Below are 23,992 nucleotides of genomic sequence, written 5' to 3'. Positions count from 1 at the left end.
GATCAGGAATACTGCATCACGCCGTCGTCGATCCGGCCGAATCGTAACGTGACGATGTCGAGCGCGTACTTCTGGTACAGCCGCCATGGCTGCTTCGAGCCCTGCTTTGGCATCTTCGCGACCGAGCGCTGCACATAGCCCGAGGTGAAATCGAGCGACGGCTGCGCGGTGATTTCAGGGTCGTCATTGTGCGGCATGCATTGCCGGAAATTATGCCGGTCCATGTAGTTGATGAGCCGGCAGACATATTCGCAGGTGAGATCGCATTTCAGCGTCCAGGACGCGTTGGTGTAGCCGAAGGCCGACGCCATGTTCGGCACGTCGGCATACATCATGCCCTTGTAGGTCAGCGTGTTGGCGAAATCGACGGCGCGGCCGTCGACGCTGACCTCGAGACCACCGACGACCTGGAGCACGAGCCCCGTCGCCGTGACGATGATGTCGGCCGCAAGCTCGCGGCCGTCCTTCAGGCGAATGCCGTCGCGCGTAAAGGTGTCGATCTCGTTGGTGACGACGGTGGCGCGCTGCTCGCGAATCGCCTCGAACAGATCGCCGTCGGGCACGAGGCAGAGCCGCTGGTCCCAGGGATTGTAGCGCGGCGTGAAATGGGTCGCGACGTCGTAGTCGGGGCCGAGCGCCATCTGCACGCCCTTGAGCACCAGCTCCTTGACCTTGGCGGGCCGGCGCCGGCTGAGCTGGAAGAAGAACATCCCCCACATTACGTTGCGCCAGCGGATGACATGATAGGCAAGCCGTGTCGGTAGATTGCGGCGCAATTTGTTCGCGACGGGGTCCTGCGCAGGACGCGACACCACATAGGTCGGCGAGCGCTGGAGCATGGTGACTTGCGCCGCCTTCTTGGCGAGCTCCGGCACCAGCGTCACTGCGGTTGCGCCCGAACCGATCACGACGACGCGTTTTCCCGCGTAGTCGATGTCCTCGGTCCATTTCTGCGGATGCACGATGCGGCCGGCGAAATCCGGCGCGCCCGTGAACTCCGGCGTATAGCCCGCCTCGTATTTGTAATAGCCCGAGCACATGAACAGGAAATTGCAGGTGAAGCGCACGAGCTCGGTTGCGCCCTCGCCCGTAATGCGCTCGGCCTCGACGGTCCAGCGCGCGTCCGGCGTCGACCACGCCGCGCGCTTGACGCGATGACGGAAGCGGATGTGCTTCTCGATGCCGTTCTCGGCTGCTGTCTCGCGCACGTAGTTCAGGATCTGCGGCCCGTCCGCGATCGCCTTCGGATCGGTCCACGGCTTGAAGGAGTAGCCGAGCGTGAACATGTCGCTGTCGGAGCGGACGCCGGGATAGCGGAACAGGTCCCAGGTGCCGCCGATACAGTCGCGGCCTTCGAGGATGACGTAGCTCTTGTCCGTGCACTTGCTCTGAAGATGATAGCCCGCGCCGATGCCGGACAGGCCGGCACCAACGATCAGGACGTCGAAATGTTCTGCGGCTTTAGCCATGGCGTTCTCCCCGGCACAGGATGGGCGACGCCGTGCCGAATTGCAACCGTCAGGCGGTGGCAGCGCCGTAGACAAGGGCTGTGTCGAAATACTCGTAGAATTCCACTGCCTTGCCATCCTTGAAACGCCAGAAATCGACCTTCGGGGTCTCAGCGATCTTCCCGGTCCTTTTGTTGGTCCAGGCACATGAGCCGCGCGCGAAAACAGCGTCGCCCTGCGCGACGTATTCATTCATGGTGTAGTGCTGCATGCTCCAGTCAGCCAGCAGACCGTCGCATAACACTTGGCAAAGGGCACCGCCCGAGCCCCCTGCGGAAGCGAGTCGAATTTGATCTGCGGGCCGATGACGCTGTCGAACCAATAGTCGACGCTCCCGCCTTTGCTGTCGTTCCACCGACGATAGGCTTCTTTGAGCAACTGAACGTTGGCTTCGCTGGACATCGCATTCCCTCCATATGCATTTGACAATGAACGTGGGAAACGCGGCCACCCGCTTCAGAAGTGGCGGGCTTGTTTTGGCTCTACCTCCGAGCGTAGCACAATAAGTCTACAAAAAAAGGCCCCGGATCGCTCCGGGGCCTTCGTGTCGCAGCTGGCTGCGATCTCAGTAGCGGTAGTGGTCCGACTTGTACGGACCTTCTTGCTTCACGCCGATGTAGTCGGCCTGGTCCTTGCGCAGCTCGGTGAGCTTGACGCCGATCTTGGCGAGGTGCAGACGCGCGACCTTTTCGTCCAGCGACTTCGGCAGCACGTAGACTTCCTTCTTGTACTTGCCGTCCTTGTTGTTGGCGAACAGCTCGATCTGCGCCAGCGTCTGGTTGGTGAAGGAGGCCGACATCACGAAGGACGGATGGCCCATCGCGTTGCCGAGGTTCACGAGGCGGCCTTCCGACAGCATGATGATGCGGTGCTTGTCGGGGAATTCGATCTCGTCGACCTGCGGCTTGATGTTGGTCCACTTCAGGTTACGCAGACCCGCGATCTGGATCTCGTTGTCGAAGTGGCCGATGTTGCAGACGATGGCGCGATCCTTCATCGCGCGCATGTGCTCGATCGTGATGATGTCCTTGTTGCCGGTCGCGGTGACGAAGATGTCGGCGCGGGGCGCGGCGTCTTCCATGGTCACGACCTCGTAGCCTTCCATCGCGGCCTGGAGCGCGCAGATCGGATCGACTTCCGACACCATCACGCGGCAGCCGGCCTGGCGCAGCGACGCGGCCGAGCCCTTGCCGACGTCGCCGAAGCCCGCGACCATCGCGACCTTGCCCGACATCATCACGTCGGTGCCGCGACGGATGCCGTCGACCAGCGATTCACGGCAACCATAGAGGTTGTCGAACTTCGACTTGGTGACGCTGTCGTTGACGTTGATCGCCGGCCACAGAAGCGTGCCGGCCTTCTGCATGTCATAGAGACGATGCACGCCCGTGGTGGTCTCTTCGGAAACGCCCTTGATGCTCTTGGCGATCTCGGCGAAGTAGCCCTTCGGCTTCTCCTTGAGCTGCTTCTTCAGGAGCGCGAAGAAGACTTCCTCTTCCTCGGAGCCGGGCTTGTCGAGGAAGGCGGTGTCGCCGTTCTCGGCGCGCAGACCGAGATGGACGTACATGGTGGCGTCGCCGCCGTCATCGAGGATCATGTTCGGGTGACCGCCGCCGTGCCAGTCGAACAGTTTTGCGGTGTAGTCCCAGTATTCGGCCAGCGTCTCGCCCTTGACCGCGAACACCGGAATGCCGGCGGCCGCGATCGCAGCCGCGGCGTGGTCCTGCGTCGAATAGATGTTGCAGGAGACCCAGCGAATGTCGGCGCCGAGTGCCGCCAGCGTCTCGATCAGCACGCCGGTCTGGATCGTCATGTGCAGCGAGCCGGCGATGCGCGCGCCCTTCAGCGGCTGCTTCGGGCCGAACTCCTCGCGGGTGGCCATCAGGCCGGGCATCTCGGTCTCGGCCAGCGAGAGTTCCTTGCGGCCGAAGTCGGCGAGCGAAATGTCCTTGACGATGTAGTCGGTGAAGCCGGGCTTCGCATTCATAGCGGAGGTCCTGTTGTTGAATTGGTCGTTCCGGGTCGCCCTGGAGGGGCGGCCCGGAATCTCGACATGATGGTAAGGATCCCGGGTTCGCCGCTGTCGCGGCGCCCCGGAATGACGTTGGTACTTAGACTGCGCGCTTGAGCGCTTCGACCAGGTCGGTCTTCTCCCAGGAGAAGCCGCCCTCGTTGTCGGGCGTGCGGCCGAAATGGCCGTAGGCCGAGGTGCGCGCGTAGATCGGGCGATTGAGGTCGAGATGGCTGCGGATGCCGCGCGGGGTGAGATCCATCGCCTTGGCGGCGGCCTTCTCGAGTTCGTCCTCCGACACCTTACCGGTGCCGTGGGTGTCGATGTAGATCGACAGCGGACGCGCGACGCCGATGGCATAGGCGAGCTGGAGGGTGCAGCGATCGGCGAGACCGGCCGCAACGATGTTCTTGGCGACGTAGCGCGCCGCGTAAGCCGCCGAACGGTCGACCTTGGTCGGATCCTTGCCGGAGAACGCACCGCCGCCATGCGGGGCCGCGCCACCATAGGTGTCGACGATGATCTTGCGGCCGGTCAGGCCGGAATCGCCGTCCGGACCGCCGATGTAGAACTTGCCGGTCGGGTTGATGTGCCAGATGGTCTTCGGCGTGATCCAGTCCTTCGGCAGCGCCTCGCGGACATACGGCTCGACGATGTCGCGGATCTGCTTCGACGAGATGTCCTCGACCAGATGCTGGTGCGACACGACGATCTCGCGCACGCCGACCGGCTTGCCGTTCTCGTACTGCACGGTGACCTGGCTCTTGGAGTCCGGACCCAGCACCTTCTCGCGGCCGGAGTGACGCGCTTCCGAGATGAGGCGCAGGATCTTGTGGGCATAGAAGATCGGCGCCGGCATCAGATCAGGCGTCTCGTTGGTGGCATAACCGAACATGATGCCCTGGTCGCCCGCGCCCTCTTCCTTGACCTCGCCCGGCTGCAGCGCATCGACGCCCTGCGCGATGTCGGCCGACTGCGGATGCAGCAGGATCTCGATGTCGGCCTTCTCCCAGTGGAAGCCGTCCTGCTCGTAACCGATGTCCTTGATCGCGGCGCGCACGACGCCTTCGATCTGCTCGTTGGTGACGGATGCGGGACCGCGGGTCTCGCCGGCGATCACCACCTTGTTGGTGGTCGCGAGCGTCTCGCAGGCCGCGCGGATCTGCCACGGATCGATGCCGGCTTTCGGCCCTTCGCGGTAGAACAGATCGACGATTTCATCGGAGATCCGGTCACAGACCTTGTCGGGATGACCCTCGGACACGGATTCGCTGGTGAAGAGATAGGACGCGCGCATCAGTAACCCCTTGTTCCGCCATTAACCTGGCGGGCGTTTGCGATGTTTAACCTTGGATTATGTCAATCACGCCGTCGCGAGATGACGTAGGACTCGTCGAGAAACCAGAGCCCGTTGTACTTCCGCAGCACGTCCCGGGCGGCATCCAGAGTGCGGCCGTTTTGAGTCATTTCTGTCAATCGGTCGTCCTCGATCTGCGCCACATACACCGCCGCATTCCACGCTGCAAAGGCCGTCGAGGTTCCGATGGTACCCGTCACCTCGTTGGGCAGCGCTTCCATATCATACCTGAAGATCGAACGGTTGTCCGCATAAGCATTAAAATTTAGGTCCCGGCCCAACGACCCAAGCTCGTACTTCACGGCGCGCAATAGCTCATGACGGCTGACCGCGAAAGGATTTTCTCCAGGCCAGATCGCCTGGATCATTTCCATGCCGGGATCGTGACCGTGGGAGTGGATTCCGATCAGCCGCCCGCCCGGCCGAAGCGCCCGCGCCAGCGGTGCAATGATCCGCTTTGCCCGGAAATTGACCGAGGACAGGGCACGGTAGGGCTGGGACGCAATGACCAGGTCGAAATTGGCCTCGGTCTGGCCCGGCCGCGGAATGGTCGAATCCAGCAGGAACCTTTGGTCCTCGCGGTACAGCACCAGGACGACGGGCCGTTCGTAGAGCGGCATGGCCGTGCGTGGGCTGATGGCGGCGCGCCAGTTCTGCTCCAGGAACGGCCTCAACTCGGAGATCTGCTGCTCGAACTCGCCTGACGAGGCGCCCCGTAGCGGAACCTCGTGCCAGACGGTGGCCGCCGCCGCCGCAGGCGATGCCGGCGTGAGCCAGGGCGCCTCCGAGTAGAACATGTTGGTGAAGACGAACACCGACGCCGGATGCTCGAAAATGCGGTCCGGGACCCTCTCCAGCGTCAGCCGGAGGTCCTCGAGGCTGAGCTCCTTGCCGGCGACGTAGAACGGCATGTGCGGGTAGCGCTGGTGCGTTGCGCGTAGCACCCGGGCCAGCACCGTGCCGTCGCCGACGCCTGCGTCGAAGATGCGCAGCGCCGGCGGGCGCGGATGGATGCTGGCGAGCTCCAGCGCGACGCGCTCGGCGACCACCCGCTTCTCGCTGCAGGTATGGACGAACAGCAGGTATTTTTGCCGGTTCTCGAAGAAACGGAAATTGCCGCGCGGATCGCGTTTTTCCGGCGGCACCTGGAGCCCCCGCGGCGGCGGCAGGCCGCCCGTCGTCGATGCGGCGATATAGGCCTGGATCCGCTCCAGCGTGTCGATCGTGATGCGCTTTCCCTCGCGCAGGCGATGGACCAGCTTCCCATCGTTCACCGCGCGCCGGCCAAACGTCGATTCCGCCATGTCCGCCTTGCGGCAGAACTCCGTGATTTGGCTGAGGATTTCGTCGTTCTTCATGAGTGGGAACGCGGTGGGCAGGAATGTTGGGACCAGCGTCGTAGCAAAATCTGCCCACTGAGGGAATACCCTCCCCCGCTTTACCCCACGTCCAATGACGAGCGCGTGAACCCCGGCGCACCGCCGGGCAACAAACAAGCGCTTCTCCTTCAAAGGGATCACCGCCATGCGCCGCCTGCTCGTTGCGCTCTGCCTGCTCACAGCACCCCTGTGGGCCGCGCCCGCCTTCGCGCAGGGGCGCAGCCAGCTCGGGCCGCTCTGTACGACCGACACCACGCCGCCGGACCAGATGATCGATGCCTGCAACAAGATCGTCGCGCTGAAGGTGTTTCGCGGCGAGCAGCTCGCGACGATCTATTTCTGGCGCGCGGTGGGCTGGAACAAGAAGGGCGACTATTCGAAGGTGATCGCCGACACTACCGAGGCGATCCGGCTCCAGCCGAGCCAGGCGGTCTACAATCTCAGGGGATCGGCCTATTACGACAAGGGCGACTACGACATCGCGATCGCCGATTTCGACGATGCGCTGAAGCTCGGCCCGCCCGATGGCACCATCTTCCACAATCGCGGCAACGCCTGGCGCGGCAAGGGCGACTACGCCAAAGCGATTGCCGACTACGATGCCACGATCAAGCTGCAGCCGAAATCGACGTTCTCGTTCCAGAACCGCGGCATCGCGAAGGAGGCGCTCGGCGAGCTCGATGGGGCACTGGCCGACATCAACCAGGCGATCCGGCTCGACCCGACGCTGCCGCAGCCGCTGATCAACCGCACCGCGATCTGGCGCGTGCGGGGCGATCTCGATCGCGCCATTGCCGATGGCAGCGACGCGATCCGGCTTGCGAAGGAGAAACCGCCCGTCAACATCATGACGCCGCCGAACAGCGTGCTGATCTCCGGCTATATCCACCGCGCGCTGGCCTATGAGGCGAAGGGCGACTACGCCCATGCGCGCGACGACTACAAGGCGACGCTGGCGGTCGTGGCGTCCGATGCCGGCAGCAAGGCCAACCAGACCACCGCCAAGGTGCGGCTGTCGCTGGTGACGGATGCGCTCACACCCATCCCGCGCGATGCGCCGTCACCGGTGACGCAGCCGGCCCCGCAGCAAACGGGCGCGGCGCCTGGGCCCTCGCCTGCCCCGGCGACGCCTGGCAAGCGCCTGGCACTGGTGATCGGCAATGGCGCCTACGCGCATGTCAAGGCGCTGCCCAATCCGGCCAACGATGCGCGCGCCGTCGCCAGGAGCCTGCGCGACATCGGCTTCACGGTGTCGGAGGGCATCGATCTCGACCGCGCAGCGATGCAGAAAGTGACGCGCGACTTCCTGCGCGAGGCGGCGCGGGCGCAGGTCGCGTTGGTGTACTATGCCGGCCACGGCGTGCAGGTCGACGGCCGCAACTATCTCATTCCCGTCGACGTCGAGCTCAGGCCGGGCGCGGGCATGACGGAGGCGATGATCGACATGGACACGATCATGGCCGGCCTCGACGACCAGGTCCGCACCAACATTTTGATCTTCGATGCCTGCCGCAACAATCCGATGGCGCAGCAGGTCGCAGCCGCCGGCCCCAACCGAGGCATCGAGGGCGCTTCGGGCCTCGCAGCGCCAACCAGCCTGGGCGCCGGTGCAACGCTGGGCGCGGGCACGCTGATCGCGTTCGCCACCGCGCCGGGCCAGGTCGCGCTCGATGGCGAAGGCGCCAACTCGCCGTTCTCCGCCGCCCTCTCCCGCCATCTCGGCACGCCGGGGCTGGAGGTGCAGCAGATGCTCACGCGGGTGCGGGCGGAAGTGGTCTCGAGCACGAAGAACAAGCAGGTGCCGTGGTCGAACTCGTCGCTGCTGGGTGAGGTCTATCTGGCGGAAAAGTGAGGGCGGGTTTGCGGACTGGTTTTGAATACCCCGCTGTTCGCCCAACACTCAGGTGTCATCGCCCGGCGTGACCGGGCGATCCAGTACTCCGGGGCAGTTGTGGTTGAATCGATGGGCCGCGGCGTACTGGATTCCCCGCTTTCGCGGGGAATGACAGTGAGTGAGTGGTGAAGCCTCGCCGCCACTCACGCGCCGGACCGCGTGAGCTCAATTGCCCCACACTTCCTTCGCGATCTCGACCGCGAGGCCGAGCTTGGCCCACTGCTCTTCCTCGGAGAGGATGTTGCCTTCCTCGGTCGAGGCAAAGCCGCACTGCGGGGACAGCGCGAGCTGCTCCAGCGGCGCGAATTTGGCGGCCTCTTCGAGACGACGCTTGATGTCATCCTTTTTCTCGAGCTCGCCGAACTTCGAGGTGATGACGCCGACCACGACGATCTTGTTGCCCTTGGGCAGGAAGCGCAGCGGCTCGAAGCCGCCGGCGCGGTCAGAGTCGTATTCGAGGAAGTAGCCGTCGTAATTGGTGCCGGCGAGCATGGTCTCGGCCACGGGCTCGTAGCCGCCCGAAGAGATCCAGGTCGAGCGGAAATTGCCGCGGCAGACATGCGTCGTCACCACCATGTCGGCCGGCTTCTCGGCAAGCGCGTAGTTGATGACGCGCGCATAGATCTGCTGGAGACCCTCGGGATTGTCGCCGCGCTCGCGCGCCTTCTGCAACTCGTCCTGCGAGCAGAGATAGGCCCACACGGTGTCGTCGAACTGGAGATAGCGGCAGCCGGCGTCGTAGAAAGCCTTCACAGCCTTGCGGTAGGTCTTGCCGAGGTCTTCGTAGAAGGCGTCGAGATCGGGATAGACGTCCTTGGAGATCGCCTTGCGGCCGCCGCGGAAGTGCAGCACGGCCGGCGAGGGAATCGTCATCTTGGCGGTGACGTGGGCCTGGTCGGCGGACTTCTTCAGGAAGCGGAAGTGATCCAGCATCGGATGGTCGTCGGGGAAATCGAGCTTGCCGATCACGCGGACCGCGTCATGCCGCGTCTCGACACCCGCGAACTGGATGCCCGTGTCCGGATGAAACATTTCGCAGCCGGTGAGCTTGGCCAGGAAATCGAAATGCCACCAGGAGCGGCGGAATTCGCCGTCGGTCGCGAGCTTCAGGCCGATCGAGGCCTGCTTGTGCACGACCTTCTCGATCTCCATGTCCTCGATCTTGCGCAGATCGTCGGCCGAGATCTCGCCCTTCTCGAGCCTGACGCGGGCTTCCTTGATCTTGGCCGGACGCAGGAGACTGCCGACCTCGTCGGCGCGGAAGGGGGCTTTGGTTCGCTGCATTTCTTGTCTCTCCCGTATTTCTAGTGGGCCGCCGCCCCTGCGACGCCGAGGTGGCGCTCGAGGACCGACGGGTCGGCCTTCAGCGCGGCGCTCGGGGCGTCGTGGACGATCGCTCCGCGCTCCAATATCACAACACGGTCGGCGAGCCCCAGAATCTTTTGCGCGTTCTGCTCGACGATGATCGAGCAGATGCCGCCTGCCCGGGTGATGGCGCCGATCGCCTTCAGCAGCTCCTCGACGATGATGGGGGCGAGGCCCTCCGTCGGTTCGTCCAGCAGCAGGACCTTGGGGTTGAGGGTCAGCGCCCGGCCGATCGCCAGCATCTGCTGCTCGCCGCCGGAGAGCTGGTTGCCGAAATTGCTCCGCCGCTCCTTCAGCCGCGGGAACATCTCGTAGACCCTCTCGACCGTCCAGGGGCCGGGCTGCGCCACCGCGGTCATGTTCTCTTCCACCGTCAGCGAGCGGAAGATGTTGCGCTCCTGCGGCACCCAGCCGATGCCGGCCCGCGCCCGCTGATCGGGCCGCAAGCTCGTGACATCGGTGCCGGCCAGCGCGACCGAGCCGGAGAAGCGGCGGGTCACGCCGACGATGGAGTTGATCAGCGTGGTCTTGCCGGTCCCGTTGCGGCCCAGCAGCGCAAGCACCTGCCCCTCGGCGAGGCGCAGGGACATGTTGGGCAGCACCACCGCCTCGCCATAGCCGGCGCGCAGGGCGTCGATCGCGAGCAGGTCAGACATTGACCACCTCCTCGCCGAGATAGACGGCCTTGACCTGCGGGTCGCGCGCGACCACGTCGGGCGGACCTTCGGTGAGCAGCGCGCCCGAGACCAATACCGAGATGCGGTCGGCGAAGGAAAAGACGAGGTCCATGTCGTGCTCGATCAGCAGCACGGTGACGTCGCGCGGCAGGCTGCCGACGACCGCGAGAATGTCGTGGCGTTCGCTCTCGGGCACGCCGGCGGCGGGCTCGTCGAGCAGCAGCACCCGCGGCTTGGCAGCGATCGCGACCGCGATCTCAAGCAGGCGCTGCTTGCCGTAAGGCAGCGTCACGGTCTCTTCGTTCATGACGTCGAGCAGATGGAAGCGCCTCAGGAGATCGGCGATCTCGCCGTTGACGTCGCTCCGCGTGCCCATCCGCCGCCACCAGTCGCCGCCATGGCCGAGGCGCTCGGAGACGGCGAGGCCGATGGTCTCGAGCGGGGTCAGGTCGGGATAGAGCTGGTTGATCTGGAAGGTGCGCGACAGGCCGCGCAGCACGCGCTTGTGCACGGGCAGATCGGTAATGTCCTGGCCTTCGAGCAGGATCCGGCCCGAGTTCGGCTTGAGCACGCCGGTGAGCTGGTTGATGACCGTGGTCTTGCCGGCGCCATTCGGGCCGATCAGCGCGTGGCGCGCGCCCTGCTCGATCTTGAGCGACAGGTCCCGCGTCACGCGCAGGCCGCCGAACTGCTTTTCGAGATTTTGGGTTTCGAGCGCGATGGTCATGCGTCGCTCTCCGGCACGGCAACGACGGCCTTGCGTCCGGCAACCTGCTTGATGACCAGGTTCGGCACGTACAGCACCCAGCGATGCAGGCGCTGGCGGCCGACCAGCACGATCACGACCAGCACGAGACCGATCCAGAACTGCCAATATTGCGGGGTGATGGTTGAGAACACTTCCTGGAGCATGCGGAAGATCACCGCGCCGACCAGTCCGCCATAGAGATAGCCGGTCCCGCCGATGACGAGCACCAGCATCAAATCGGCCGAACGCTCGAAGGCGAACACGTCGAGGGAGGCGATCGCTGTGGTCTGGGTGAACAGCGCGCCCGCGATGCCGGCATAGAACGCCGCGAGCGTGTAGATCGCGATCAGGCGGCGGTTGACGGGGATGCCGATGGCGGCTGCGCGCAGCGGATTGTTCTTGATCGCGCGCAGCGACAGGCCGAACGGCGAATGCACGACGCGGCGAGCGAACAGGAACAACAGGAACAGCACCGCAAGCGAGTAGAAGAAGCCGGTCTTGCCGAACATGTCGACCGGGATCTCGCCGAAGATCGGCTGCATCTCGATGCCCTGAAGGCCGTCGGTGCCGCCGGTGATGTTGGAGAAGCGCTCAGCGAGTGCCTCCAGCAGCAGCGCGATGCCGAGCGTGACCATCAGCCGGGTCAGATCGACGCCGCGGATCACCAGGAAGCTGGTGGCGAAACCCAGCACCATCGCGGCAAGGCCGGCTGCGATCAGCGCGAGCACGGGCTCGTTGATGATCCCATGCAAGGCGAGAAGCCCCGCGGCGTAGGCGCCGACGCCGAAGAAAGCGGCGTGGCCGAGCGAGACGATGCCGGCATAACCGAGGATGAGATCGAGCGACATCGCAAACAGCGCCAGCCGCAGGATGTCGGTCATGATCAGATAGCGCGTGGGAAAAGCGAAGCCGCAGGCCAGCACGACCAGCCAGAAGGCGACTTCGCCATAGTGCCAGCGCGCCTGGCGCTGGGCGTGATAACCGACGTCGGAGGAAGCGCTCATCGGCGGCCTCAACGCGCGGCCGTGCGGCCGAACAGGCCGTTCGGGCGCCAGATCAGGATCACGATCATCATGGTGTAGATCACGAAGGGGCCCATCTTCGGCACGTAATATTTGCCGGCGACGTCACCTATGCCGAGCAGGAGCGAGGCCAGGAACGGCCCGGTGATCGAGGACGAGCCGCCGACGGTGACGACGATCAGGAAGTAGATCATGAACTTCAGCGGGAAATAGGGATCGAGGCCGAGGATCTCGGCGCTCAGCGCGCCGCCAAGGCCTGCGAGGCCGCATCCAAATGCGAACGTGAAAGCGAACACCTGCGGCACGTTGATGCCGAGGCCACTCGCAGCGCGCGGGTCATCGACCGCGGCGCGCAGGCGGCTGCCGAAGCGGGTCTTGGCCAGCACCATCTGGAGACCGATGGTGAGCAGGCCGCAGATCACGATGATCATCAACCGGTAGCGGCCGATGCCGACGCCGAACACGTCGAACTGGCCCTGCAGCGCAGCCGGCAAGTTGATGAACACCCGCGACGATCCCTGGATGTAGTCGACTGCCGCGACCGACATGAACGTGAGACCGATCGTGAACAGCACCTGGTCGAGATGGCTGCGCGCATAGAGATGGCGGTAGAGCATTCGCTCGAGCACGATGCCGATCGCAGCCGACGAGACGAAGGCGAGCGGCAGTGCTGCGAAGAACGGCCAGCCCATCCGGTTGACCAGGACCATGCAGACATAGCCGCCGGCCATGGCGAAGGCGCCGTGGGCGAGGTTGACGAAGTTCATCAGGCCGAGCGTGACCGCAAGCCCGCAAGCGAGCACGAACAGCAGCATGCCGTAGGCAACGCCATCGAACAGGTTGGTGAGGATAGAGGTCATCGGAAGCGGGTGAACCCTGGTAATCACTCGTCATTCCGGGGCAGCGCGCAGCGCTGAACCCCGAATCCATTTCCATCACGTCGAGATCCCGATGCGCGCTAAGCGCGCTCGGGGATGACGCGCTTTCGCGCGTCACTTCTTGGTCTTGCCGAGATCCTTGACGGCTTCGAAGGTCGCGAACTCGACATTGTAGAGCTCGCCGTCGACTTTCTCGACCTTGCGGATGTAGATGTTCTGCACGATGTCCCGCGTCTCGGGGTCGATCGAGATCGGGCCCCGCGGGCTTTCCCACTTCTGGCCCTTCATGGCTTCGACCAGCTTGGTGCCATCGGTGTCGCCATTGGTCTTCTTCAGCGCCTCGTAGATGAGGTGGATGCCGTCATAGCCGCTTACCGCCATGAAGCCCGGACGGGTGCCGTAGGCCTTCTTGTAGGCTGCGACAAAATCCTTGTTCATCTGCGAGGGATGCGCCGCGGAATACAGATGCGCGGTGACCGTGCCGAGCACGGCGTCGCCCATGTTGTTGAGCAGGTCGTCGTCGGTGACGTCGCCCGGTCCGATCACCTTGATGCCGGCCTTGTCGAGGCCGCGCTCGGCATATTGCTTCATGAAGTTGCCGCCCTGGCCGGCCGGCACGAACACGAAGATCGCGTCGGGCTTGGCGTCCTTCATGCGCTGGAGGAACGGCGCGAAATCGGGATTGGCGAGCGGGGTCTTCACCTCTTCGACCACCTCACCGCCGCCGGCGGTGAAATTCTGCTTGAAGAAGTTCAGCGCGTCGTTGCCCGGCGCGTAGTCGGAGGTGAGCGTCGCCACCTTCTTGATGCCGTTCTTCACCGCCCAGTCGGCGATGATGGTCGAGGACTGCGCCAGCGTGAAGCTGGTGCGCACGATGTAGGGCGAGCGCTCGGTGATGATGGAGGTGCCGGCCGCCATCACGACTTCCGGGATCTTGGCCTGGGTTGCGAGCGGCGCGGCCGCGAGCGCGGCTGGCGTCACGCCGAAGCCGGCGATGAAATTGACCTTGTCGTTGACGATCAGCTCCTGCGCGGCCGTCTTGGTCTTGTCCGGAATCGCGGCGTCGTCCTTGAGGATGATCTCGATCTTCTTGCCGGCGACGGTGTCGCCCTTCTGCTGCATGTAGAGCTTGATCGCGTTCTCGATCTGCTTGCCGGTCGAGGCCTGGCCGCCGGTCATCGGCAGGATCAGGCCGACCTTGACGGTATCCTCGGCCTTGGCCGGCACGATGGCCGCGAGGCCGGCGATGGCGGCCGCTGCTGCGGTCCAAGAGACCTTATAAGAAAACGTCTTCCGTTCGAACATCAGATGTCCCTCCCCTTCATTCCTGACCTCTTGTGCGCCGGACCGAGTGCCCGGTCCTTGGCTCAACCTTAGCTCACGCACGCGCGATGTCGCGCCACATGGCGTCTTTCGCGCCCTTATTGTCAATCGGACGTTTGGCGACCATTCGGCGCAAGCCGCGCGTCCCGATTGCCGACGACGGGAGCGATGCCGTGGTTACGTCGGGGTAACCCGAGCATCCCCTTCCCGGCCGCTAACATTTGTACGATTGTACAAATAAAATGGACCTGTCAACGAAAAAGCCCCGCCGCCGACCAAGCCAATTTGTCGCGAGCGCCTTGCCACAGTCTAGGAAGTGACCAGCCGCTTGGATGGAGGATTTCGTCTTTCTTTTGCAGAATTCGGACACCGGCGAGGCTTCGGCTCAGCACAAATCGGTAGCTAATTACCTACCTCGAATAAGTCTATTTTACCTTGTTGAAGACTACTCTTCCCGCGCCAGCCTAACCCGGCGTCCAACCTGACCGAATTCGCGCGCGCACAATGCTCAAGTCCTTCCGCTCCGTCCTCACCCTCGTTGCGCTCGCCGCGGGGCTGTCCGGCTGCGGCACCGTCAACGAAAAGCTGTCCGCCGGCATGGGCGACTACGTCCCGCAATGGGCCGGCGGCCTGCCGGCCGACGCACCGCCGCGGCCCGGCACGCCGCAATACGACGCCTACATGAAAGAGCGCGAACGCAAGCGGCTGCTGCCGGCGGCGGATCGCGAGAAGGAAGAGCAGGCGCAGAAGGGTGCGACGGGCTCCACGTCGGGCGGCGCGGTGCGCTAGGGGAGCGAATGGCGAATAGGAGTGGCGAATATCGCCCCCTCTCCATTCGCTACTCGCCACTCACTATTCGCTAATCCATGAACACCACGGTCTTGCGGCCGTTGAGAATGACGCGGTCGTCGAGGTGGTAGCGGATCGCGCGGGCCAGCACGCGCCGCTCGATATCGCGGCCCTTGCGGACGAGATCCTCCGGGGTGTCGCGGTGGCTGATGCGCTCGACGTCCTGATCGACGATCGGACCTTCGTCGAGGTCGCGCGTGACGTAATGGGCAGTGGCGCCGATCAGCTTGACGCCGCGCTCATGGGCCTGGTGATAGGGCTTTGCGCCCTTGAAGCCCGGCAGGAACGAGTGGTGGATGTTGATGCAGCGGCCGGAAAGCTTGGCAGAAAGATCATCCGACAGGATCTGCATGTAGCGCGCGAGCACGACGAGATCGGTTCCGGTCTTGGCGACGAGATCGAGGATCTGCGCCTCCTGCTCGCGCTTGGTCTCCTTGGTCACGGGCAGATGGTGGAACGGGATGCCGCCGAAATCGAGCCCGGCATAGACCTCGCGCGGATGGTTGGAGACGATTGCGGTCGGGACCATCGGCAGCTCGCCGGTGCGCCAGCGATAAAGGATGTCGACCAGGCAATGGTCGGACTTCGACACCAGCAGAATCACCTTGCGATGCGCGGCACGGTCGCGCATCTGCCACTCCATGCCGAAACGCTCCGCGATCGCGGCAAAGCCGGTCTGGAGCGCCGACAGCTCCACAGCGAGATCGGCCGCGGTGAACACCACGCGCATGAAGAACTTCTTGGTCTCGACGTCGTCGAACTGCTGGGCATCGAGAATGTTCTGTCCGTTGTGGGCCAGAAAGGTCGACACCGCCGAGACGATGCCGGGACGATCCGGACAGGACAGGGTCAGGACATATTGATGATCGGGCATGGCTCTTGATGAAGGTTTGGGCAGCGACTGCGGAGTGACCCGCGATTTGCGCCCTGCTCTATCACCGACACCGCCCTCGCGCCAATCCCAAGACTTGATCCGAAGACTTGCTTCTACATAAAGCGCGGAGTCAGGATGAACGGACCATTGCAATTTACCGCCGGAGCACACCCATGGCCGACCGCTTGAACGGCTACCGCATCCTGATCCTGGAGACGCGCGAGGAGGCGCAGTTTTCAAAGCTTCTGGCGGAGCAAGGCGCCGATGTCGTGCAGTGCCCGATGTTCACCATTCACGACGCGCCCGATCCCGCCCCGGTCGAGGCCTGGATCCGCCGCGCCATCGACCAGCCCTTTGACGATCTCGTGCTGATGACGGGCGAAGGCCTGCGGCGGATCATGAAGCTCGCGCGGAGCCGTGGTCTCGACCAGGCTCTGGTCGCGGCGCTTGCCAAATCGCGAAAATTCACCCGCGGCCCGAAGCCCGGCAAGGCGTTGCGCGAGATCTCCCTCGATGCGCAGCAGACCACGGAGAAGCCGACCACCGAGGGCGTGATCGAAATGCTGGGCAGGCTCGACTTGAACGGGCGACGCGTCGGCCTTCAGCTTTATCCGGACAAGGACCACAGCGTACTGACCGGCGCACTTGCCGCGCAAGGCGCCGATGTCGATACCGTGCTGCCTTATGCCTACGATTCCAAGGCAGCGGATGCCAACATCGTCGCGGCCATCGACGACATGGCCGAGGGGCGGATCGATTCCATCGCGCTGACCAATCTTGGCCAGGTCCGCCGCCTCGTGGAAGCCGCGAAGGCACATGGCAGTGAGGCGAAGTTGCGCGCAGGGTTGGAGCGGACGCTGATTGCGTCAGTGGGCCCTGCGGTGTCGGGAGAGCTCGCCGCGCATGGCCTGCGCACGGACATCGCACCGGCGGAAGACCACTATTTCATGCGCCCGCTGATCTCGGCGATGGCGGCGGCGCTCGCCGAGAAGCGGCCGAAGGTGGCGGGTTAATCACCAGGCGCCGATGCCTAGCTTGCCACCTGCGAGGCGGCCGACATCAACTCCTGAGGGCTCGGAGCCCCGAACATGCGGTGGCCGCCTTCAGGAACCTCGGTAAAGGTCCAGCGCACGATCCCCTCGCGATCGAGCAGGAACTGGCCGAACAGCTGGCCCTGGCCGGTTGCCGCCATGCGCTGATCGGCCTCCATCATCTCGTAACCGTCCTTGTTGTTGAGGTACTCGGAAGCCGCCAACCGATTCATCGGCCCCGACGTTTCGCCGGGCACATCCACCTGCATGCTCTTGACGACGTCCATACCGACCTTGCGCGGCCACTCGGTTTCGTTCTCCGTAAACTCGATATTGGGCAGGCCGAACGCGCGGTGCGAGACCCGCTCGGGGTCGGACGCGGCGAGCAGATTGGGCAAGGGATGATAGCGGAAGTAGAGCCGCGCGCGTTCGATGGGCGTATTCACGACCGTGAGGCTCTCGACGCCCTTGTCGCGCAGCGCTGCGTCAAGTTGCGCCTGTGCCGCGATATGTCGCCGACAGAACGGGCAGTGCAGCCCTCGAAACAAGCCGATCAATATCGGGCTGTGCCCGCGAAAATCCTGGAGCGCGATCGTTCCATCGCGTGTGATGGCGTCCAGCACGATGTTCGGTGCGCGATCGCCCGGTTGAAGCGGTCCGTCGACATGAAGTTCTGGCATGGTTGAACTCCTTCATATGACCTAGTCAAGAAATGGCAGTACGATCAGCCCGGCGGGATCAAGCCCGTGGCGGGTGCAGACATCATGGGCCAGCGCGAAATATCGGTCGGCCTCGGGCATGTCGCCTCGATCAAGGCTCAGCGTGGCGAGACCATCATAGCATGGAAAGAGCTGCTGCGGTTCGCCGGTTTCGTTCGCCACCTCGATTGCCTCATTGTAGCAGAGGGCGGCCAGATCGGGGCGGAAATGGCATTGATGGATTTGCCCGAGCACGATCAAGGGCACGGAGAGATGCTCGCGCTGATCGAGCGCACGGTCGATTTCGATCGCCCTTTCGGCAGCCGGCACCCCTTCCTCGGTACATCTGTCCGTGAAGGTGCAACAGGCAACGGCAAAATTGGCAAGGAGGCGCGCCTGGAAGCCGAGATCCCCGATCCGGCGCGCGACATCGAGTCCGCGCCGGCAGACCTCCATGGCTTTCGCCGGGTCGACAATCGTGTAGAGCACACCGAGATTGGTGTAGCTGCGGCAGGCGACGTTGAGGAGGCCGGCGGTTTCGGCGGCTGCAACGCTTTGCTCCACTTCGCGCACCGCCTCCTCGTGTCGTCCAAGCCGCGCCAGCGCAACGCCCTTGGTGTTGAGGGCCTCCGCAATGGCGCGAGCCGCCTCGAGACCGGCCTGCTCGTCCACGTCCGCCGGTACGGACCGTGCATAGCCGAGCGCCTCGTCTGCCCATTTTGCGGCGGCCACGTGATCGCCCGTCCGAAACGCGAGACGGCCGCGCTCCTGCAACAGATGCGCCCACTCGATGGGCGCGTCGGTCCCTCCAAGGAGGTTGGCCGCCTCGGCGTAATGCGTCTCTGCCTTGATCCGCTTGCCGGCGTCCCACAGCAATCGGCCAAGCTTGCGAAGAATTCGTGCTTCGCCGATCACGTCCTGTAAGGCGCGGTGCCCCTCCAACGCGCTCTGATAGTGCTCCTCCGCCGTGTTCCGGCGGCCAGCCGCGCCACAGAGGTCCGCAATCCGCTCGTACAGGACCAGACGTTCCGGCTCCCGTTCGCCGCCGGTCAACAGCACGGCGAGGGCCTGTTGGTAGAGACGGATGGCATCGTCGTTGGCATAGCTGGCGCGTGCGCGATCGCCGGCCGCGCGCAGATAGCGCGCGCCTTTCGGCTTGCTCGCGCTCAGACTGAAGTGATGTCCGAGCAGTATGAGATCTTCGAGGCGCTCGGGCTCATGGCCATAGAGCCTCTCGAGCACCCCGCCAATCCGTCCATGAAGCTCGATCCGGCGCTGCAGAAGCAGGTTTTGATAGATCACGTCCTGAAGCATGGTTTGCGTGAAGCGGTAGGTCCGCAGCGAAATCGAGTTCGCGCCCGCGATCTCCTCGATGATCTCCGCGTCGCACAGAAGCTCGAGCCCCGCTTCAACCCTCGCCGGCTCGGTTGCCGCCGCACCGAGAGCAGCCGCATCAAAACGCGGGCCGATCACGGCGGCTTCCTGTGCCAGGCGGCGCACCTGCTGCGGCAACCGGTCGAGACGCGCCAGCAGCAACGCCTGAATGCTTGCCGGAATATCGGCGGAGGCTTCATCCGATTTCATCCGCCACTGCGCGCCGTCGCGCTCCAGGGTGCCGGCTTCGATGAGGCCGCGTATGATCTCCTCGAGGAAAAGCGGATTGCCGCCGGCGCGATCGAGGATTCGACCGAACAGGCCTCCCGGCGGTTCACGCCAACCGTGACTGAAATAGGCCGCGAGCAGCTCTTGTCCGTCGGCGTCGCCAAGCGGGGGCAGCCGAAGCGTCGTGTGACTGATCCTGCTCGAACCGAACTGATCCAGCTCCAGCATCGGCCGATGCGTAAACAGCAGCATCAGCCGCGTCCGCTCCAGTCGGTCCATCAGGAACCGCAACGCTTCAAGCGACACCGCGTCGGCCCAGTGCAGATCCTCGACGATGATCAGCAGTGGCGACAGTGCCAGGCGGCGCTCGAAGACGGTGCGAATCGCGAAGAATATCTGCCGGCGGAGCTGTTCGGGCTCGACATGCCTGAGCACGGCGTTGGGGTCGCCGAGGCCGAGCACGTGCAGATAGAGGGGCATCAGGCGGTCGGCCTCGTCGGTCGCGAGGCCAAGCTCCGACAGCGCGGCGGCGACCTTCGCCTCCGCCTCTTCCGCGCCCGCCTTCCGCGCGATGCCATAGGCGCTGCGCAGCACGGCGGCGAGAGTGCCGTAGGATTGTTCGCCGAGCGGCGAGCACGCCGCGTGCCGGATCGCCACGCCGGCGAATCGATCCTGGTCGCGGATGCGCGCGACGAATTCGCCGACCAGGCGCGTTTTCCCGATGCCGGCTTCGCCGACCAGCCGCACCAGTTGAGCCGCGCCGCCGCACGCGCGATCAAGGCTGCCGATCAGGCGCGCGAGCTCGGCGTCCCGCCCGATCAACGGCGCATTGAGGCCCAGCGTGTCGAGACCGCGCGCCGCACGGGGCGTGTCGAGCGGCTCCTTCAGACGGTGGACCAGCACGCTTCCCATCTTGCCCTTCAGCGAGACCTCGCCAAGCGAGTCATAGGAAAACGCATGCCGCGTCAGACGGTGGGTCAACGGCCCGACCAGCACCTCGCCCGGAGCCGCCATCGACTGTAGTCGCTGGGCGGTATTCACCGTGTCGCCGGTCACCGAATAGGATTTGGAAACACCCGCACCGAGCCCGCCCGCGACGACGTGCCCGGTGTTGATGCCGACATGGAGCAGCAGCGGTGAACCGGCATACGCCTCCGCGCGTTCGCTGAGGCGCGCCGTCCGGCCGATCATGTCGAGGGCAGCGCGCACCGCCCGCTCCGGGTCGTCCTCGTGCGCCGCCGGCGCACCAAACAGAGCCAGCAGCGCATCGCCGATGAATTTGTCCACGAAGCCGCCAAAGCTTTGCACCGCGGCCGTCAACTCCTCGAACAATTCGTTTTGAAGCGTCTGCATGACCTCGGGGTCGAGCCGCTCGCTCATCGCAGTGAAGCCGCTGAGGTCGGCAAACAGCACGGTGATGGTGCGGCGGTTCGCCTCGCTGTCGATCTGGTCCGACGGAGGTCGAAATGCGGTGTGAGCCTCCTCCGCCGGCACGAGCGGCGGAGAGGAGGACCGGATCGGGAGCGTCGTCGGGCTCGTCCGCGCCGATGCCTGCCCGCCTGTGGGGACCTCCGCGACGACGGCACCGCATTTCGGGCAATAGGCGAAATCCGGCGCGCATGGAAAGCCGCAGCCGGGGCACGCGTTCGGCTGCTTCGTGCCGCACTTCGGGCAGAAGGCAAAGCCGCTCTGGACCTCTAAACCACAGCAAGAGCAGTTCATGGGTCAAGACCTCGCGGAAGCCGCGATGGCGCGAGTTCCTGGACCTGCCGGATGGGTCCAAGACGCAGACCAGAATGGGCTCTACGCGCCGGAAGAGCAAGCGGCGGCTAATCTACCTCTCCGTATCGGCTGGGCAACGAAGCGATGCCGCGGGCGCACTGGCGCATCGCACGTCGTCGGCAAGCATGGCGGCATGCGGTAGCGCCAATTGACAGGGGCATCGCCGGGGCTACCCTGCCGAACAGAACAATAAAAATAAGGGCAGGGAATCGCCGTGAAACCCGTCATCGTATCTTGAGCACATCCGCACGACCTTCCGCACTCGCGCCATTCCGCATCCGCAACTATCGCTTCCAGTGGCCGTCCGATCTGCTCACCTCGTGGGCATTCGAAGTGGAGACGCTGGTGCTCGGCTGGTACATCATGGTCGAGACCGGCTCGGTGTTGCTGCTGACCGTGCTTGCCTCGCTCCAGTTCGTCGGGACACTCGTCGCGCCGGTGCTCGGCATGATCGGCGACCGGATGGGTCATCGCGATCTCCTGGTCGTGATGCGCCTTGCCTATACGGCGCTCTCGTCGACCATCATGGTCCTGGCGCTGACCGGTCATTTGTCGCCGCTGAGCGTGATGATCATCGTCGCGCTCATGGGCCTGATCCGCCCCTCCGATCTCGGCGTCCGCGGCGCACTGCTTGCCGAGATCATGCCGCCCGAGCAACTGGTGGGCGCCATCAGCGTTGCGCGCACGACCCAGGACAGCGCCCGCATCGCCGGAGCGCTGACGGGCGCAGGTCTGTTCGCCGTCCTCGGCATCGGCCTCGTTTACGTGGCGATCGCCTGTCTGTATCTCGCGGCCGCACTTCTCATGCTCTGCCTGACCCGGCCGAAAAGGACCGTCACGACGAGCGATCTTCCGGCGAACAGCCACGCGGTCTCGCGATTGCTGGGCGACCTCAAGGAAGGGATCGTCTATGCCTGGAACGGCCCGGGAATGCGCGCGGCGCTGTGCGTCGCCTTCCTGGCCAATCTCACCGCCTTTCCCTTCACCGGCGGACTATTGCCCTACATCGCGCGGGACATCTTTCATACCGACCAGACCGGCCTCGGCTATCTCTCGGCGAGCTTCGCCGTGGGCTCGCTGATCGGCTCCATCACGCTCAGCCTGGTCAGCGGACTGCGCATTGCCCGGCTTCTCATCGGCGCGACGCTGGCCTGGTACGCCATGCTGCTGGTGTTCGTCGAGATCAGGATCATGCCGGTGGCGATGGCCTGCCTCGTTCTCGCCGGCATCGCCCAGAGCATGTCGATGATATCAGCTGCCGTGATCCTGATGCGGACGGCGAGCGCGCACCTGCGCGGCCGCGTCATGGGCGTGCGCATGATGGTGATCTACGGCCTGCCGCTCGGATTGCTCGCGGCCGGCAGCCTGATCGACATCATCGGCTACTCCGCGACGGGTTCGCTCTACGCCGCCGCGGGCTTCATCGCGATGCTGGCGATCGCGATCCGCTGGCGCGCCGACCTCTGGCCGCTCCACGCCCCCGCCAATGCACGCTAGGGCCTGTCCTCATAAATCGGGGACGCCGTTTGACGTCTGCTATACTCCTTGAAGGCGGTGCGAAATCGGAATGTCGCAGGACTTCCGCGTTGGGCCAGAAGGCGACATTCCCTGCTGGCCTCATAAGACCCCAATATGACCGAGAGGCCACCATCTGAGGGCGGCCTCTGCTGCGTGCGTGAATTGGTCAGTTTTTGTACCCCATACTGCTACAGACCGCGTATTGATAGTTGGGGTTCGCACCTTGCGCCCATAGCCCTTGTTTGCATTCCACGTACGTCCTAGCTTTGGGTGGTGCAAACGCCCTTATATCCGGGTCAAGCACTTTGGCATGCGCACCCGAGTGAAATATCTCTGTCGATGGAGTGTTCGGCCTCGTAGTTTTCGTCGCGGCGTTGGCGGATGCATTCGACAAGATGGCGACAGCTAAGCCCACAACGAACAGCGAGGAAAATCTCATAGCGATGTCCTCCGCAACTCCACCTCGAAGTAGGTGGCAAGGTACTATACCTCGGGAATTTCCTTTCGCTTCGCGAAACATTTGGGCATCAGGAAATTCCCAAGATCGGCAACAGCGAACCTCTGCTGAACCTTGCAGACATTGAAAGGTCTGTTGAGGGTCAAAGCACGAGATCAAGGAGCTTCACAGACATATCCGCTTCACCCCGAAAAGCGGATTGAGTGATCAGGTCACGCAACGGCCGGGCTGCAGGAGCCTTGCGACTTCCGTGAGCGTGCTGACCATGGGCTCGCAGGCGACTGTCGGCTTACGGCTCTGATTCCAGAGCGGCGTCTTGGTGATGCGGGCCTGCGCAAATGGAATACGCATCAGGACCGATGTATCGGCTTGATCGTTCAAGCGCAGGGAAACCGTTTTCGTCTGGACTGCGAACGGCTTGAGGGCAGCAAGATGATCTGCCTTGCCGGCGCGATTGACGATGTGACTTGGCTGTTCAGAGCCCACCTGCCAGCGGTCTCCGAGGTCGTGACCTGAAGCGAATTGCACGGCACCGATCGTCAATGCTGTCGCGAGAGCACCCAAAAAAGCTTTGCGAATCTGTGACATGGCTTCGCTCCCCGCCCCATGGCGATCGTCGTTCTTTATGCTGTGCCCCTTTGCCCACCGCTTCCAATGCTTCTTTTAAACGTCCGACTGTTTCACCGTGCCTTCGTGAAGGCCGGAAAATGGTTTCATCCCGGCGGATTTTGTTTCGTCACCCCCCGAACACTACTCGGCAACAGCTGGACACGGCCGCACGGCGGCCGCTACCCCGGAGGTAGCGGCGATCGTTGGCCGACGTCCGCAACGGGTCACAAGCAGTCGATGCCGACCGCGCAGGGCAACTTCCGCTTAAGCCTCGGAAGCTGACATTTATGATGGGGTGGACGCCCCGCCCGACGGCATCGATGTGCCAAAGTGGAGTTGTTGAGCACCACTTAAGGGAGGCGTCCGTGTCAGAGGTTATCATAATCGGTCTGGATATCGCCAAGCATGTT

General features: G+C 64.1%; 20 protein-coding genes. 4 read left to right on the top strand and 16 right to left on the bottom strand.

The features are described from left to right. Positions 1 to 2: 2 nt before the first annotated feature. The 6 genes from OWC48_RS32490 to OWC48_RS32465 all read right to left on the bottom strand — a co-directional run bounded on the left by OWC48_RS32490 (position 3) and on the right by OWC48_RS32465 (position 6,234). Positions 3 to 1,469 (bottom strand): NAD(P)/FAD-dependent oxidoreductase, encoded by a 1,467-nt coding sequence (locus tag OWC48_RS32490; RefSeq protein ID WP_282523639.1) that lies wholly within the window; start codon positions 1,467 to 1,469, stop codon positions 3 to 5. 49 nt (positions 1,470 to 1,518) lie between these two features. Next, entirely contained in the window at positions 1,519 to 1,719 is a 201-nt protein-coding gene (locus tag OWC48_RS32485) for a nuclear transport factor 2 family protein (RefSeq protein WP_282523638.1), read from the bottom strand. Then, positions 1,701 to 1,910 (bottom strand): hypothetical protein, encoded by a 210-nt coding sequence (locus OWC48_RS32480; RefSeq protein ID WP_282523637.1) that lies wholly within the window; start codon positions 1,908 to 1,910, stop codon positions 1,701 to 1,703. Before OWC48_RS32480 ends, OWC48_RS32485 begins: the two co-directional genes overlap by 19 nt. A 163-nt stretch (positions 1,911 to 2,073) precedes the next feature. After that, positions 2,074 to 3,495 (bottom strand): adenosylhomocysteinase, encoded by a 1,422-nt coding sequence (gene ahcY / locus OWC48_RS32475; RefSeq protein ID WP_063982186.1) that lies wholly within the window; start codon positions 3,493 to 3,495, stop codon positions 2,074 to 2,076. A 124-nt stretch (positions 3,496 to 3,619) separates the two neighbouring features. Then, on the bottom strand, positions 3,620 to 4,816 hold the full coding sequence (gene metK, locus OWC48_RS32470) for a methionine adenosyltransferase (protein WP_071912054.1): 1,197 nt from the start codon (positions 4,814 to 4,816) through the stop codon (positions 3,620 to 3,622). A gap of 62 nt (positions 4,817 to 4,878) precedes the next feature. After that, positions 4,879 to 6,234, bottom strand: a complete 1,356-nt coding sequence (locus OWC48_RS32465) for a hypothetical protein (RefSeq protein WP_282523742.1) — start codon at positions 6,232 to 6,234, stop codon at positions 4,879 to 4,881. Between the two features lie 166 nt (positions 6,235 to 6,400). Here OWC48_RS32465 and OWC48_RS32460 point away from each other — a divergent pair, with 166 nt between their 5' ends. Then, positions 6,401 to 8,107, top strand: a complete 1,707-nt coding sequence (locus OWC48_RS32460) for a caspase family protein (protein WP_282523636.1) — start codon at positions 6,401 to 6,403, stop codon at positions 8,105 to 8,107. A gap of 207 nt (positions 8,108 to 8,314) precedes the next feature. Here OWC48_RS32460 and OWC48_RS32455 read toward each other — a convergent pair whose 3' ends face one another. The 6 genes from OWC48_RS32455 to OWC48_RS32430 all read right to left on the bottom strand — a co-directional run bounded on the left by OWC48_RS32455 (position 8,315) and on the right by OWC48_RS32430 (position 14,144). Continuing rightward, entirely contained in the window at positions 8,315 to 9,433 is a 1,119-nt protein-coding gene (locus tag OWC48_RS32455; protein ID WP_282523635.1) for a cobalamin-independent methionine synthase II family protein, read from the bottom strand. Positions 9,434 to 9,453: 20 nt separating this feature from the next. Next, positions 9,454 to 10,170, bottom strand: a complete 717-nt coding sequence (locus OWC48_RS32450) for an ABC transporter ATP-binding protein (RefSeq protein ID WP_282523634.1) — start codon at positions 10,168 to 10,170, stop codon at positions 9,454 to 9,456. After that, positions 10,163 to 10,918: an ABC transporter ATP-binding protein gene (locus OWC48_RS32445; RefSeq protein WP_282523633.1), complete on the bottom strand. Its 756-nt coding sequence runs from the start codon at positions 10,916 to 10,918 to the stop codon at positions 10,163 to 10,165. The genes OWC48_RS32450 and OWC48_RS32445 overlap by 8 nt, the downstream gene beginning before the upstream one ends. Further along, entirely contained in the window at positions 10,915 to 11,943 is a 1,029-nt protein-coding gene (locus tag OWC48_RS32440) for a branched-chain amino acid ABC transporter permease (RefSeq protein ID WP_282523632.1), read from the bottom strand. The genes OWC48_RS32445 and OWC48_RS32440 overlap by 4 nt, the downstream gene beginning before the upstream one ends. An 8-nt stretch (positions 11,944 to 11,951) precedes the next feature. Then, positions 11,952 to 12,821, bottom strand: coding sequence for a branched-chain amino acid ABC transporter permease (locus OWC48_RS32435; RefSeq protein WP_282523631.1), 870 nt, complete (start codon positions 12,819 to 12,821; stop codon positions 11,952 to 11,954). A gap of 132 nt (positions 12,822 to 12,953) precedes the next feature. Then, positions 12,954 to 14,144, bottom strand: a complete 1,191-nt coding sequence (locus OWC48_RS32430) for an ABC transporter substrate-binding protein (protein ID WP_282523630.1) — start codon at positions 14,142 to 14,144, stop codon at positions 12,954 to 12,956. 522 nt (positions 14,145 to 14,666) lie between these two features. On the opposite strand from OWC48_RS32430, the gene OWC48_RS32425 reads away from it, so the two are divergent. Then, entirely contained in the window at positions 14,667 to 14,951 is a 285-nt protein-coding gene (locus tag OWC48_RS32425; RefSeq protein ID WP_282523629.1) for a hypothetical protein, read from the top strand. A 70-nt stretch (positions 14,952 to 15,021) separates the two neighbouring features. Here the strand turns inward: OWC48_RS32425 and purU are convergent, their stop codons facing one another. Further along, the gene (purU, locus tag OWC48_RS32420) at positions 15,022 to 15,885 is read right to left on the bottom strand and encodes a formyltetrahydrofolate deformylase (RefSeq protein WP_282523628.1); all 864 of its coding nucleotides are present in this window, start codon (positions 15,883 to 15,885) and stop codon (positions 15,022 to 15,024) included. Positions 15,886 to 16,058: 173 nt separating this feature from the next. Here purU and OWC48_RS32415 point away from each other — a divergent pair, with 173 nt between their 5' ends. Next, on the top strand, positions 16,059 to 16,898 hold the full coding sequence (locus OWC48_RS32415; protein WP_282523627.1) for a uroporphyrinogen-III synthase: 840 nt from the start codon (positions 16,059 to 16,061) through the stop codon (positions 16,896 to 16,898). 17 nt (positions 16,899 to 16,915) lie between these two features. On the opposite strand, the gene OWC48_RS32410 is transcribed toward OWC48_RS32415, so the two are convergent. Then, entirely contained in the window at positions 16,916 to 17,596 is a 681-nt protein-coding gene (locus tag OWC48_RS32410; RefSeq protein WP_282523626.1) for a redoxin domain-containing protein, read from the bottom strand. Positions 17,597 to 17,617: 21 nt separating this feature from the next. Then, positions 17,618 to 20,938: an adenylate/guanylate cyclase domain-containing protein gene (locus tag OWC48_RS32405; protein WP_282523625.1), complete on the bottom strand. Its 3,321-nt coding sequence runs from the start codon at positions 20,936 to 20,938 to the stop codon at positions 17,618 to 17,620. Positions 20,939 to 21,232: 294 nt separating this feature from the next. Here OWC48_RS32405 and OWC48_RS32400 point away from each other — a divergent pair, with 294 nt between their 5' ends. Beyond that, on the top strand, positions 21,233 to 22,495 hold the full coding sequence (locus OWC48_RS32400; protein WP_282523624.1) for an MFS transporter: 1,263 nt from the start codon (positions 21,233 to 21,235) through the stop codon (positions 22,493 to 22,495). A gap of 685 nt (positions 22,496 to 23,180) precedes the next feature. Here the strand turns inward: OWC48_RS32400 and OWC48_RS32395 are convergent. Further along, the gene (locus OWC48_RS32395; protein ID WP_282523623.1) at positions 23,181 to 23,561 is read right to left on the bottom strand and encodes a hypothetical protein; all 381 of its coding nucleotides are present in this window, start codon (positions 23,559 to 23,561) and stop codon (positions 23,181 to 23,183) included. Positions 23,562 to 23,992 lie beyond the last annotated feature (431 nt).

Origin of the sequence: Bradyrhizobium sp. Arg816 (genome assembly GCF_029989365.1) — a bacterium.
Lineage (GTDB): Bacteria > Pseudomonadota > Alphaproteobacteria > Rhizobiales > Xanthobacteraceae > Bradyrhizobium.
The sequence above is the reverse complement of the archived record's forward strand: the minus strand, read 5'-3'. Positions and strand labels throughout refer to the sequence as shown.

Bases quoted from the DNA above. Each gene is read 5' to 3' on its own strand.
- OWC48_RS32440 (WP_282523632.1), bottom strand. From the start codon at position 11,943: ATGAGCGCTTCCTCCGACGTCGGTTATCACGCCCAGCGCCAGGCGCGC.
- OWC48_RS32460 (WP_282523636.1), top strand. From the start codon at position 6,401: ATGCGCCGCCTGCTCGTTGCGCTCTGCCTGCTCACAGCACCCCTGTGG.
- OWC48_RS32435 (WP_282523631.1), bottom strand. From the start codon at position 12,821: ATGACCTCTATCCTCACCAACCTGTTCGATGGCGTTGCCTACGGCATG.
- OWC48_RS32410 (WP_282523626.1), bottom strand. From the start codon at position 17,596: ATGCCAGAACTTCATGTCGACGGACCGCTTCAACCGGGCGATCGCGCA.
- OWC48_RS32455 (WP_282523635.1), bottom strand. From the start codon at position 9,433: ATGCAGCGAACCAAAGCCCCCTTCCGCGCCGACGAGGTCGGCAGTCTC.
- OWC48_RS32485 (WP_282523638.1), bottom strand. From the start codon at position 1,719: ATGCAGCACTACACCATGAATGAATACGTCGCGCAGGGCGACGCTGTT.
- OWC48_RS32480 (WP_282523637.1), bottom strand. From the start codon at position 1,910: ATGTCCAGCGAAGCCAACGTTCAGTTGCTCAAAGAAGCCTATCGTCGG.
- OWC48_RS32425 (WP_282523629.1), top strand. From the start codon at position 14,667: ATGCTCAAGTCCTTCCGCTCCGTCCTCACCCTCGTTGCGCTCGCCGCG.
- OWC48_RS32490 (WP_282523639.1), bottom strand. From the start codon at position 1,469: ATGGCTAAAGCCGCAGAACATTTCGACGTCCTGATCGTTGGTGCCGGC.
- OWC48_RS32450 (WP_282523634.1), bottom strand. From the start codon at position 10,170: ATGTCTGACCTGCTCGCGATCGACGCCCTGCGCGCCGGCTATGGCGAG.
- ahcY (WP_063982186.1), bottom strand. From the start codon at position 3,495: ATGAATGCGAAGCCCGGCTTCACCGACTACATCGTCAAGGACATTTCG.
- OWC48_RS32445 (WP_282523633.1), bottom strand. From the start codon at position 10,918: ATGACCATCGCGCTCGAAACCCAAAATCTCGAAAAGCAGTTCGGCGGC.
- OWC48_RS32415 (WP_282523627.1), top strand. From the start codon at position 16,059: ATGGCCGACCGCTTGAACGGCTACCGCATCCTGATCCTGGAGACGCGC.
- OWC48_RS32465 (WP_282523742.1), bottom strand. From the start codon at position 6,234: ATGAAGAACGACGAAATCCTCAGCCAAATCACGGAGTTCTGCCGCAAG.
- OWC48_RS32430 (WP_282523630.1), bottom strand. From the start codon at position 14,144: ATGTTCGAACGGAAGACGTTTTCTTATAAGGTCTCTTGGACCGCAGCA.
- purU (WP_282523628.1), bottom strand. From the start codon at position 15,885: ATGCCCGATCATCAATATGTCCTGACCCTGTCCTGTCCGGATCGTCCC.
- OWC48_RS32405 (WP_282523625.1), bottom strand. From the start codon at position 20,938: ATGAACTGCTCTTGCTGTGGTTTAGAGGTCCAGAGCGGCTTTGCCTTC.
- metK (WP_071912054.1), bottom strand. From the start codon at position 4,816: ATGCGCGCGTCCTATCTCTTCACCAGCGAATCCGTGTCCGAGGGTCAT.
- OWC48_RS32395 (WP_282523623.1), bottom strand. From the start codon at position 23,561: ATGTCACAGATTCGCAAAGCTTTTTTGGGTGCTCTCGCGACAGCATTG.